Genomic DNA, 13409 nt, shown 5'->3' on the forward strand with positions numbered 1-13409 from the left:
CTTCCATCTTATTAATCTACTAGAATGAAATGTGCCTTTACAAAGCGGTCAGATAGTACGACTAAACGATCGGAAGGTTTCAAATCAGATGGTTGAATAACTTTCCCTGCTTTAATAAGCGTCGCTTGATCAATATTCATATCAACCATTTGGCCTGCCTCATACCAACGACCATTTTGCCATTGACTCACACTTTTCACATTAATAGTAGCTGGATATGTCGATTTTACTGACTGAAGTTTACCTACTAGCATTAATGGAGCAACTGGTTTTGCATTATTTAACATGTGAAGAGCTTGTACATGCCCGTTGTTCACATAGAAGTAACCGTAATCCCCTTCTGATAAATACAGTTCAATATCTGGCATTACACTATATGTTTTATTACCATCATCAACCTTTGCCTTTGTCGTATTACTCACAGATAGTACAGTCTTATCTGTTTTCTTGAACACATTTGATTCGATTTTCATTGCATCATCAATTTCAATTAAATAGCCATCCGCTTGAGTTAAACGTCCATAATATAATTCATGTGATGCTAAGTTTGGTGACATAAAGCTATCGCTTGTTACATCCACCACTTGTGCATAATGATCACGAGCAGTACCGTCAGTAATAACAAACGCAGTACCATATGCTAATAATCCTGTTGGTTGAACAAAACGGCCATTGCGAATTAAAATTGATCCATCATGGAAGTACAGCGTGCCCGCATTTTTCAGCTTTAATAATTGGTAATCTGTATCGACTGCAATCATTGGCTCATAGTACGTACGTTCATTATTTTTCAATACAACAATCTTCTCAATAACCTCTTTACCAAATTGCTTCACTGTCGCGTAATATGCTTCACTACCAATATAATTTTTCAACTGACCTTTTTCTATTTTCGTATTTCCAACGTAAATAGGAACCTTTGTAGAAAAACTCATTGTAGATAGTGCAGTTGTTGACGCTGTACCAAATTGCCAGTTCACAAAGGCATTTTGATTTTTAACCGTTAATTTGTTCGCATTGATATTAACCGATTGTATTTCACCTTTGTAAAGATTTTCAACTAATGTTCCTGTCTCACTAATATCTACTTTTGTCACAATCGAAGTACTTGTATTTTTCAGATGAAGCTTTACACGATCTCCTACATACAGTCCACTAATATCAACTGATGAGGAAGCTTTTTGAAACGCTGTATCCTTATTCAAATAATATGTAGTTTCTTTACCGACATCTGGCTTTACCATAATGAACATACCATTAGGATCAATGCTTGTGATTACGCCAGCTATCGTTTTAGGATTTTGTGCGACTGTTGTCGTTTCCTCAGTAGTATTGGAAGTACCACGAAGTTCCACTACACTACGCAGCGAGATTTCAGCTTCTACTTTCATACCTAGTTTAAAACCTTCAATCGTTGTTTCCGTATTATTGATGTACAGGCGGGCACTATTGCTAATATTGTATGTGACTTGGCGACCACTCGCATTTTCTAAAGTGATTTTACTTAGCTGTTTTTCTACTTGCCCACTTGCATTCGTATATTCTGAATAAGTTACATCTACGAAGGTTCCTGTTACTAACTGTGCGGCCTGAACAGTTGGTAATGATGGTAAACTAAATACCATTAAACATAGAACGATCAATATGTATGGAATCTTCTTCAACAATTCCCGCCTCCTTATAAAATTGTTATTTATCAATAGTATATCGTATTATTGGTAGTTTTTCTTATTCAAAAAGTTACATTTTCACATGTTTTTCTATTTTTTCGAATCTACCATAGACATAAAGGAAGAGGTAGCTTCCAATTTCAAGCTACCCTGCCAACATCATACTTGGATATCAATTGTATGTCCGGCTGTTGGATGTGGAGCATCTAACATTTCAACTAACTGTTCAGTGTTTTGCTGTTGCATCTCCATCGCTTGCTTTGTAACAGCTAAAGAGACATTTTGCATAAGATTTGATTGATTCATTGCGATAGATAAAGCTGCAATATCCATTCTAGTCCACCTCCTATTTTATTTATCGGCTAATTTTAGCGTTCATCAAGCAATTTTCTTATATTTGTCCATAACTTTCATGCTAGTAATTAAAAGTGTCAAAGCGCTTTTCATGAAAAATAATAACGACGAAATGCTTGCACATAAAAACAAAAAAACATCTACTGTGCTACATAAGACGCAATAGATGTTTTTAGTTTACATTTTATTTTCAATTGTTTGCCAAGCTTCTTCAAAACCGATGCCTTTTTCTGAAGAGAACACAATGAGCGGATCATTTTTATCCATATCTAATGTTTCCTTGACAACTTTTTTATGCTTATCCCACTTACCTTTTGGAATTTTATCTGCCTTCGTTGCAATAACGATACAAGGAATACTGTAATGTTTTAAAAAATCATACATCATACAATCATCAGCAGTTGGAGGATGACGTAAGTCTACAATTTGAACGACCGCTTTTAATTCTTCACGGCCCGTAATGTAACGTTCAATCATTTTCCCCCAAGCTTCACGCTCGGTTTTTGAAACTTTGGCATAACCATATCCCGGAACATCGACGAAAAACAGTTGTTCTTCGATTTTGTAAAAATTTAGCGTTTGTGTCTTCCCAGGTTTAGAAGAAATACGAGCTAACGCTTTACGTCCAATCATTCTGTTAATGAAAGATGATTTCCCAACATTTGAGCGACCTGCTAATGCAAATTCTGGCAGTCCATCTTCTGGGTATTGGTCCGGTCTTACTGCACTTATGACCATTTCGACATTATGGACTTTCATTTCTTTAAAAACCTCCGTCTAGTGCAATTGCTAATACTTCATCAGCAGATGACACTAGTTTAAATGTTAAATTTTCGCGTACACTTTCAGGAATATCTTCAATATCACGTTCATTATCTTTTGGACAAATGATCGTTGTTAAGCCTGCTCGGTGTGCACTTAATGTTTTTTCTTTCAAACCGCCAATTGGTAGGACGCGACCACGTAATGTAATTTCACCTGTCATGCCTACTTCACGACGAATCGGGCGATGTAAAATCGCAGAAACTATTGCTGTTGCCATCGTAATACCTGCTGAAGGGCCATCCTTTGGTACTGCGCCTTCTGGTACATGAATGTGGATATCATGTGTCTCGAAATATTCCGAATCCACATGAAGTTCTTCTATTTTTGTACGTACATAGGACAATGCAGTTTGTGCCGATTCCTTCATAACATCTCCGAGTTTCCCCGTTAGCTGTATTTTTCCTTTACCAGGAGTTAAAGAAACCTCGATTTGCAACGTATCACCACCAACGGTTGTATACGCTAGCCCAGTTGCCACACCAATCTGATTTTCCTCTTCTGCTTGTCCATAGCGGAAACGGTGTTTTCCAAGGTATTCGATAACCGATTTTGAACTTACAGTAACACGTTTCTTTTCCCCAGACACAATAACTTTAGCGATTTTACGGCATAGCGTTGCGATTTGACGCTCTAAGCCACGAACCCCCGCCTCACGCGTATAATAGCGGATGATATCCAGCACCGCTTCATCTTTGATAACAACTTGTGTTTTCTTCAAGCCGTGTTCTTTTAATTGCTTTGGTATCAAATGATTTTTTGTAATTTGAGCCTTTTCAATTTCTGTATAGCCAGCAATTGAGATAACTTCCATACGGTCCAACAAAGGCCCAGGAATTGTACTTAAATCATTGGCTGTCGCAATGAATAAAACGTTAGATAAATCGTATGGTTCTTCAATGTAATGGTCGCTAAATGTGTTGTTTTGCGCAGGGTCCAACACTTCTAGCATTGCCGCTGCAGGGTCTCCTCGGAAATCATTAGACATTTTGTCGATTTCATCAAGTAAAAACACCGGATTAATCGTACCTGCTTTTTTCATCCCTTGAATAATACGACCTGGCATAGCACCAACATACGTACGACGATGTCCGCGAATTTCAGATTCATCGCGCACGCCACCTAAAGAAATTCGAATAAATTTGCGATCTAAACTTTCTGCAATTGAACGTGCCAATGAAGTTTTACCTACACCTGGAGGGCCAGCTAAACAAAGAATTGGACCACGTAATGAATTTTTTAACTGACGCACAGCTAAATATTCTAGTACACGTTCCTTTACTTTATCTAACCCATCATGATCGCGGTTTAAAATTTCCTCAGCATGCGTAATATTCATTCGATCCTCGGTTGCCTTTGTCCAAGGTAAGGATACTAACCAGTCAATGTAATTGCGAATAACACCACTTTCCGCGCTAGCACTCGGCAATTTTTCATATCGATCAAGCTCTTTTAATGCCGCTTCTTTTGTCGAATCAGGCATGCCTGTTTCATCGATTTGTTTACGCAATTCCGCAACTTCACCAGTTTTTCCTTCTCGATCCCCTAGCTCTGTTTGAATAGCTTTCATTTGTTCGCGTAAGTAATATTCTTTTTGCGTACGCTCCATCGATTGCTTTACTTTCGTATTAATCTTCTTTTCAAGGTCCAGCACCTCTTGTTCATCATGCAAGCGAATAATTAAATGATCTAAACGTTTTTTAACATTTAACATTTCTAAAACTTCTTGTTTATCCGCAATTTTGATTGGTAAATGCGAGGCTATAATATCAGCAAGGCGGCTTGGTTCTTCAATATCAGCCACTGTATTAATCGTTTCTGTCGTGATTTTGTTGGAGGATTTAGCGTATCTTTCAAAATACGTTAACAATGTACGCATTAAGGCTTGCGTTTCCACATCTTTCTCAACTTTATCCTCTTTTACATCAATATCAACAACTGTAAATTTCTCTAATGCTTGATAATTAGACCAAGTTGCACGCGCAACACCTTCAACTAAAATACGTAGTGTGCCGTTTGGCAATTTAAGCATTTGCTTTACATACGCCATCGTACCGACTTGATATAAATCCTGTTCTTCTGGCTGTTCATCGTGCATTTCTTTTTGTGTCACCAATAAAATCAATTGGTCCTCTAACATTGCTTGTTCAAGCGCCGCTACAGAACGATTTCTACCCACATCAATATGTAACACCATCGACGGGTATACTAAAAGTCCACGTAAAGGCAATAATGGTACATTTGTTGTTTTTTGAATTGTTACCATGCGGGTATTCACCTCCGTCAAAAATTTTCTTGTTCACAATCCCGCGCTTCTAGTATGTGTTTAAAAAACCGATTCACACTATCTATTCAAACGAGCCAAAAATTTCATCTATTTACAGTCGCCGGCTTTATGTATGAATAAAAAGCTGACTCTCGATATGTGCGAACATTGCACAATCGAAGTCAGCTAAGTTACTCTTTTTCTCATAACAATAGACAGCTTTGTCTGTTTATTATGCTGAAGTTTTTGTGTCGCTACCTTCATCGAGTTCAGTGCCATCTTCAAGAAGCAATTTCGGTTTCTCTTTATCCGTAATTGTTTTTGCCGTAATGATACATTTTTTCACGTCATCACGTGAAGGTAATTCGTACATTACTTCAAGCATTGTTGACTCAATAATTGAACGAAGACCACGTGCACCTGTTTTACGCTCAATTGCTTCCTTTGCAATTTCAGAAAGGGCACCTTCATCAAACTCAAGCTCAACACCATCTAGTTCAAGCATTTTTTGATATTGCTTCGCTAGCGCATTTTTTGGTTCCGTCAAAATTTGTACAAGTGCAGCCTCATTCAATTGTTCTAGGCTTGCAAGTACTGGCAAACGACCGATGAATTCTGGAATTAGACCAAATTTCAACAAATCTTCAGGAATTAATTTCGACATTAATGAACCTTCGTCCACTTCAACTTTATTAGGATCTGAACCGAAACCAATCACTTTTTCACCTTGACGACGTTTAATGATGGATTCAATACCATCAAATGCTCCGCCTACGATAAATAAAATATTTGTTGTATCAATTTGTAAAAACTCTTGGTGTGGATGTTTACGTCCGCCTTGAGGAGGCACACTTGCAACAGTACCTTCTAAAATTTTTAGCAATGCCTGTTGGACACCTTCTCCAGACACATCACGTGTAATCGATGGATTTTCTGATTTACGTGCAACTTTATCGATTTCATCAATATAGATGATCCCTTTTTCTGCACGTTCGATATCATAATCTGCTGATTGGATTAATTTTAATAAGATATTTTCAACGTCTTCACCCACATAACCAGCTTCTGTCAAAGAAGTAGCGTCTGCAATTGCGAATGGAACGTTTAATATACGTGCTAATGTTTGAGCTAATAATGTTTTACCGCTACCAGTTGGGCCGATTAACACAATGTTCGATTTTGCTAATTCTACATCATCAATTTTACTGTTTGTATTGATGCGTTTGTAGTGATTGTAAACCGCAACCGCTAAGGCTTTTTTAGCACGCTCTTGTCCAATAACATACTCATTTAAAATCGATAAGATTTCTTTCGGTTTCGGAATATCTTGGAAATCGATTTCTTCCTCAACACCTAGTTCTTCTACAACGATTTCTGAACAAAGTTCGATACATTCATCACAAATATAAACACCAGGACCTGCAACTAATTTACGTACTTGTTCCTGCGGCTTCCCACAGAATGAGCATTTTAAATTGCCTTTTTCATCATTAAATTTGAACAATATGTTTCACCCCTATTCAAGCTACAATCTTACAAGATTATTGAATCATTATCAAATAAATTGATTGCAACATTTACGTCATGGCGCAAATGCATCTAAATTTTGAATTATTTTCAAGTCTATTCAAACGATTGACCAGTTAGCTAAGTAATTGCAGCATTTGCGCAAAAACATTAATGGCTCTCTACTTGCTGTTCTGCAAATAATTCGTGTTGATGCGAGCTTTCAGACGAACCCATGACAACTGTCTGATTTTTCAGCTTCATTTTCGAGGTTTTAGCTCCCTCAGTCGTAAAACCTAAGTGCGTTCTTCTTCCATTTTAACGGAGACACTATACTACTGCTACTTGTCGGCTTTACTACAATGAAGTTAAAGTTTAGCATCGTGTAAAAAATTAAACAACAATACTATGTATAAGATATTAACTAAAGTTGCCTCCAAAAGCATAACAGTTAGTAAAAATTGGATTTTTTCATTCCTCGACCTTGAGAGGTTGGGGCCCCTTTAGTCTAAACTAAAAAGCTATGTGTGATAAAACAAGGCACGGTTTAACGCCGTACCTTGTTTTCTTAATTTTTCTATCTAGTTACGTTAAAAAATCTTATTCAGTAATTTTAGCGTTTTCTACTAAAAATTCAACTGTTTTTTGGATTTTGATATCATTTTCAAGAACAGCAGTACCGCCTAGTGCACCAGTAATTTGTTCTTTCGTCATATTGAATTGAGCTGCCATTTTTTCTAATTCAGCTTCGATGTCAGCTTCAGTAGCTTCAATTTTTTCAGCGTCAGCAATTGCTTCAAGTGTTAATGAAACACGTACACGGCTTTCAGCTTCTTCTTTCATTTGACCACGTAAATCTTCTTCTGATTGACCAGAGAATTGGTAGTATAGCTCTAGGTTCATACCTTGCGTTTGTAAACGTTGACCGAACTCTTGTAACATGCGATCTGTTTCAGAGTTAACCATTCCAGCTGGTACTTCAAACTCTGCATTGTCAGCAGCTTTTTCTACTAATTCATCACGAAGTGTAGCGTCTGATTCAGCTTGTTTTTGTGATGCTGTTTGTTCTTTAATTTTTGCACGTAATGCTTCTACGCCTTCAACTTCTGGGTCTAATTCTTTTGCAAACTCATCGTTTAGCTCTGGAAGTACTTTTGTTTTTACTTCTTTTACAGTCACTTTGAAAGTAGCTTCTTTACCAGCTAATTCAGCAGCGTGGTATTCTTCTGGGAAAGTTACAACAACGTCTTTTGCTTCGCCAGCTTTCACACCTACTAATTGCTCTTCAAATCCAGGAATAAATGAGCCTGAACCGATTTCTAATGGGTAATCTTCGCCTTTTCCGCCTTCAAACGCTTCTTCACCTACAAAACCTTCAAAGTCAATTACCGCTGTGTCGCCTTCTACGATCGCTTCATCTTCTTTGATTTCAAGTTCAGCTTTACGAGCTAATTGCTCTTGGATTTGCGCTTCAACTTCTTCGTCTGTTACTTCAACTGGAAGTTTTGTAACTTCTAAGCCTTTGTAGTCGCCTAGTTTTGGTTCTGGTTTCACTGTTACTTGTGCAGTGAATGAGAAATCTTGACCATGTACGAAGTTTTCTGTACCAGAAATTTCTGGGTAATCAACTGGCATAATACCCGCTTCGTCGATTGCTTTTGCATAAGAATCTGGAACGATGATTTCTAAAGCATCTTGGTATAAAGATTCAATTCCAAAACGTTGTTCAAACATTTTACGAGGCATTTTACCTTTACGGAAACCTGGTACGTTAATTTGTTTTACAACTTTTTTGAATGCTTGGTCCATCGCTGCGTCTACTTCTGCAGCTGGTACTTCAATTGTTAGAGTACCGATATTACCTTCTTGTTTTTCCCATTTTGCTGACATGTATAAATACCTCCAAAATAATCTAATTTCAATCACGCTTGACGTAATTGCGTCCGGATTTGTTTGAAAAATCCGCAACATATGCCAGCGACTTAACATTTAGCTCAAGTTTTCATACCCTACTAGAAAGTTAAAGCCATTGACATTAAATCCGCCTACTCATGTGAAGTAGAGGATTGGGTTGATCAATTTTAAATGTTAGACAATTTATTCGTAACTACGATTTTGACAACCATTTTAGTATATCATAGATGCGTATAGTTTCAACTTATTTCATACTTCATGGAGTTCTGTTAGTTTTTCTAACATTTGTAAAAAGTCAATGATTTCATAGTCCATTTCCTGAACCTTACCAAGCATCGATTGTACAAAATCTATATAGCTATATGCAATATCATCGGCTTCAAAAGGAAACCATTCAAATGGATAAGTAACAATAGCATGCTTAGCCATTAAATATTGTACCATTTCCAACGTTGATGGGTCTTGTTCTAATTTAGATTCGATGATTTTTTTTATGTCATTATATTGTTTTAATTGATTTGGCAGTGCCAGATGTATTGGATTGACCGTTTTTGTTTGTTTAAATTTTGAAACGATGATATCAATCGAAACTTCTTGCTCAACAAGTAATATTAACGCAAGACTTTGCACAAATGGGTGGATATCAGCACATTCGATAATAGCCTTTAAGGTTTTTTTTAATTGTCGTACATTCGTATCCATTAAACGATGCAGTCGCAACGATTGTTCATTTGGTGTTAGTGCACTAAACTTCTCCAAGTCATATTCTTGTTCTTCAATAAGTTCTTGTACAGCCTCTCTTTGTTGAAACTTTTTAGCCACTTCACTATTTATACTTTTTAAGCGTTCGAATTTTTCTAGTTGTGCTTCAGGAAGTACTTTTTCTTCTATCAAAGTAGTTATTATGGACTCCACTTGATGGTATTCCTTCAATTGCATACATATTGTAATGTATAGTTCCATTACTTCCACATACATTGAGGTGCCTAGAGCTAGCAGTTGTTCACACACTTCTTTTGCCTTCACATAGCCCTTCAGCTCATATAAAGCATAGGCATAGGCACATAAGGCTTTTTCATCTCCACTTTCATATAAAAACGCCTTTTCAAAGCATGCGACCGCATCTTCATATTGGTATTTTTCCGCAAACATATGACCCTCTCGAATTAATGTTTGGATGGCACCAGGAAAAACAACAATATTGTCATGTTTAATAACATGACGCTTATGCTTTGTCATTTTCTCACCTCTTTAGATTTACTAATTGTTTATTTTTAACAAAAACTATTGAATTTCTATTCATATTTTGTAATAAATTGAATTATAATTAATAATACCCATATTTTTTCATTCATAACAGACATCGCTATATTCATTGTCAGCAAGACCAATACAAGTTGTTCACAAGGAGTGTAATACATGCCATTAATGGATACAATCATGGAATTTGATAGTCGCATCTCCCCCGTTTTTGAGGAATTATCTATTAAAGTTATATCAATTACGACAGCACACGGTCCGCTACAAGATTATTCAATTGACTTTGAATTTTTTACACAGACAAAATTAAATACATTTACAAAAGAAGCAACGACACATATTACAAGTATGCATGGGAATATTCCTGGCTCCATCTCTATTGGCCATCAACATCAAGCGTCACTTTTTATTATTCCCCAAAGCGTTCATATTGAATGCAACTATAAACTTTTGCAAATTGACACTAATGATATGAAACGTATTTTACAGCATCCTCATCCCACTCTCTATTATAGTGAGTGGCTTTTAGATGCCATCAAAAATGCTAGTATCCTTATGGAATTAAAAACAAATCAAAATACAATGATTGAATGGCCACTCGGCATCAAATCGGCTGTTATTTTATAGGAAGCAAAACTAATTCCGTTTATGTATATCGAGTATAAAGTGATAATAGGGTTGTTTGACTTTTGCCTACAATAGCGTTTCCCCTCTCCCATAAAGTGAAACATACGAGGAACCTTAAACTACGCTCTCACATAGGGAGAAACTTGCAATGAAAATAACATCATAAACGTTAGGACGAGCTAAACTCCTGTCTTATACATTAAAACTACATTTAACCGAGCCTTGGGCATACTACAAGTATGTCTTTTTGTCGTGCATCAACGATGGTTGTCCAGCCTTTGCGCTATTATCATATCAGCTTTCTATAGATTGCGGTATTCCTATTGTGAAAGTATCCATTAAATAATTCGCTACAGACAAATTTCTTGAGTAAAAATGTATAATGAACGAGAGATTTATTTTTGGAGGCATTCATCATGGAGATTAAAGAAGCATTACAAACATTTTCATCTATGACCCTATCAGCACGACAAGCATTTTTTAACAAGGAGGGCGAATGGCTACTAAAGGAAATGTTAGCGCATATCGGTTCAACAGACGCAGAACTTCGCGATCACCTTATCTATAGAATATTTATCGACTTATTGAGTGATAATTTACTAAGCGCTCAGCAACTACAATATTTATTTGACACGGCAACCGGTGAAGATTTCTTATACGCTAACATTGGAGAGCAAATGACGGATAGTGTTTTCACCCGCTCTTTTTCAGCTTTACTAGTAGCGAGCATTTTGGCAAAAGATAGTGAACTCCTTATTTTAGATGACGCAAGCTTACAATTTTTCTTTAAAAAAATAGGGCGTTATTTGTTACTTGAAAATGATACAAGAGGTTATATAGAAGGTAAAGGCTGGGCACACAGTGTTGCACACGGAGCAGATTTAGCGGCAATAACAATTAAACATCCGAAATTTGATTTGCAACACGCTCCTTCTATTTTACATGCATTCAAACTAGTAACTTGGAAAGATGTTGTTTTTATCAACGACGAGGAAGAACGCTTAGTCAATATAATTGAAGCATTATTAGCAAGGAATTATTCTGAGGAAGCACTATCCGAATGGGTAGAGCAAGTTTTTGATAAATTCGAATTGCATTTAGTAACACAAGGCTATAATCAACGCTTTTTTAGTGGGCGTACTTGTACATTGAACGCAATGAAGACTTTGTATTTCGCGTTAAAAATGAATAACCTAGCACCAAAACTTCAAAACACACTGTATTTGCAAATTGCAAAGTGGTTGAAGCTCGGTTCCTAAATGAAGGACAGAACATCCAACGCATTTGGATGTTCTTTTTTTCGAATACTAATATTAATATACTAATATTTGTTAATTTTTCAAATCGTTTAATTATGTTAACATAATTTCAACAATGTTCCAATATACCCCTTTATAATCATCCCTTACATAGAAAATTTATCCTTCCAGGTACCTAAAACCGACTTTTCTTATACTCCTTTTTTAGATAAAACGCAACTAAAATGTATCAAAAACACAGTCGCATCATGGACTTTATTACAAAACATCGTCTAAAATGTGAAATGATAATTTTCACAAAAAATTTGTTTACTTAGTTAAATACGACAAACGCAGTATTTTCAACGTTTATACAGTGTTAATTTAACAAAACCTTAAAATACCAATAGTAAAATAGCTTTTTTTGTTCAAAAAATGTTCATAATCACCCCCTATTCATTATCAGTTCTATAATTAAATATTTTTTTTTCTGGTGCTGCGGGCGTATAATCCTATATGCAAACAAAGACATGATGCGACCATCTACATTGAAGAATTGTCCATTTTATGGTGCATACATCATCATGTTTGTGAACGCTTGCAAAAGACCAATCATTTACTAGACTTAATGCTTCATATTGAACCATGCCATTGTCATTGTTAATGCAAACGTATTTGATTGGTACATCAGATAAAAGAGGTGACCTCAATACCCACTATTTATAAATGTGAATCAATACTACTACACATGAAATTTATGAATAGCCGTTTTATAGAAAGGAGTCAAACATGAATAAAAAATTTAGCTTAATGTTATTAGCATTTGGCGCTATCGCAATCCTTTCTGGTTGTGAACCATTAACTGTTTTCAATCCAAAAGGACCAAATGCTCAAACATTATCAAACACAATTATTTTATCCATTATTACAATGGCAGTTATTTTACTAGTCGTGTATGTGCTTTTTGCATTTATGCTAACAAAATACCGTGCATCAAAAGCTTCTGCCGATTATGAGCCACCTCATGAAGAAGGTAGTCATGTACTAGAAATTACATGGACAGTTATTCCTATTATTATCGTAGCATTCCTAGCAATTGTTACTGTAAAAACTACTAGTACGGTAGAAACAACACCAGAAGGTTATGACAATAAAGAACCACTAGTTATCTATGCAGCATCTTCAAACTGGAAATGGCACTTCAGCTATCCAGAGCAAGGTATTGAAACTGTGAACTATGTAAACATTCCAACAGATCGTCCTATTGAATTCAAACTGTATTCATTCGGACCAATTACAAGTTTCTGGATTCCACAGTTAGCGGGTCAAAAATATGCGATGAGTGACATGTTAACAACTATTCACCTTGCAGCTGATGAAGTTGGCTCATTCATGGGACGTAACTCAAACTTTAATGGTCGTGGATTTGCGGAAATGGAATTTGAAGCACAATCTATGACACAAGCAGACTTCGATCAATGGGTTAAAGACGTAAAAGCGAACGAAAAACCATTAACTGAAGAAAAATTCAAAGAATTATTAGCAGCTGAACATGTAGGTCGTTCAAGCTACTCTTCTACTCACTTAGATTTCAGCCCTGCACCAATGGCACATGGTGATATGGATATGGGAGGTATGGACCATGGTGACATGGACATGTCTGACGAAGATATGAACCATGAAAATATGGACCATTCCAAAAAAGATGCCGAAACACATTCACACTAATTTCCAAATTTGAAAGGAGCGCAT

General features: G+C 36.3%; 10 protein-coding genes. 3 read left to right on the forward strand and 7 right to left on the reverse strand.

Features of this window, described 5'->3' with window-relative positions; genetic code table 11:
• Window positions 1–11: 11 nt before the first annotated feature.
• The 7 genes from T479_RS15800 to T479_RS15825 form a co-directional block, all read right to left on the reverse strand.
• Window positions 12–1667, reverse strand: coding sequence for a hypothetical protein (locus T479_RS15800; protein ID WP_227665367.1), 1656 nt, complete (start codon window positions 1665–1667; stop codon window positions 12–14).
• A gap of 162 nt (window positions 1668–1829) precedes the next feature.
• The gene (locus T479_RS23315; RefSeq protein WP_080653334.1) at window positions 1830–2003 is read right to left on the reverse strand and encodes a YjfB family protein; all 174 of its coding nucleotides are present in this window, start codon (window positions 2001–2003) and stop codon (window positions 1830–1832) included.
• 198 nt (window positions 2004–2201) lie between these two features.
• Window positions 2202–2783, reverse strand: a complete 582-nt coding sequence (gene yihA, locus T479_RS15805; RefSeq protein ID WP_025220187.1) for a ribosome biogenesis GTP-binding protein YihA/YsxC — start codon at window positions 2781–2783, stop codon at window positions 2202–2204.
• Between the two features lie 4 nt (window positions 2784–2787).
• The gene (gene lon, locus T479_RS15810; RefSeq protein ID WP_024363209.1) at window positions 2788–5112 is read right to left on the reverse strand and encodes an endopeptidase La; all 2325 of its coding nucleotides are present in this window, start codon (window positions 5110–5112) and stop codon (window positions 2788–2790) included.
• 232 nt (window positions 5113–5344) lie between these two features.
• Complete coding sequence (gene clpX / locus T479_RS15815) at window positions 5345–6616, reverse strand: ATP-dependent protease ATP-binding subunit ClpX (protein WP_024363210.1); 1272 nt, start codon at window positions 6614–6616, stop codon at window positions 5345–5347.
• 602 nt (window positions 6617–7218) lie between these two features.
• Window positions 7219–8508, reverse strand: a complete 1290-nt coding sequence (gene tig, locus T479_RS15820; RefSeq protein WP_024363211.1) for a trigger factor — start codon at window positions 8506–8508, stop codon at window positions 7219–7221.
• A gap of 273 nt (window positions 8509–8781) precedes the next feature.
• The gene (locus T479_RS15825; protein ID WP_025220188.1) at window positions 8782–9771 is read right to left on the reverse strand and encodes a DUF3196 family protein; all 990 of its coding nucleotides are present in this window, start codon (window positions 9769–9771) and stop codon (window positions 8782–8784) included.
• A 180-nt stretch (window positions 9772–9951) separates the two neighbouring features.
• Between T479_RS15825 and T479_RS15830 the strand changes: the two genes are divergently transcribed.
• The 3 genes from T479_RS15830 to qoxA all read left to right on the forward strand — a co-directional run bounded on the left by T479_RS15830 (window position 9952) and on the right by qoxA (window position 13385).
• Entirely contained in the window at window positions 9952–10419 is a 468-nt protein-coding gene (locus T479_RS15830; RefSeq protein ID WP_025220189.1) for a hypothetical protein, read from the forward strand.
• Between the two features lie 416 nt (window positions 10420–10835).
• Complete coding sequence (locus T479_RS15835; protein WP_025220190.1) at window positions 10836–11678, forward strand: DUF2785 domain-containing protein; 843 nt, start codon at window positions 10836–10838, stop codon at window positions 11676–11678.
• Window positions 11679–12446: 768 nt separating this feature from the next.
• Window positions 12447–13385, forward strand: coding sequence for a cytochrome aa3 quinol oxidase subunit II (gene qoxA, locus T479_RS15840; protein ID WP_024363215.1), 939 nt, complete (start codon window positions 12447–12449; stop codon window positions 13383–13385).
• Window positions 13386–13409: the final 24 nt, after the last annotated feature.

Source organism: Lysinibacillus sphaericus (assembly GCF_000600105.1).
Classification (GTDB): Bacteria; Bacillota; Bacilli; order Bacillales_A; family Planococcaceae; genus Lysinibacillus; species Lysinibacillus sphaericus.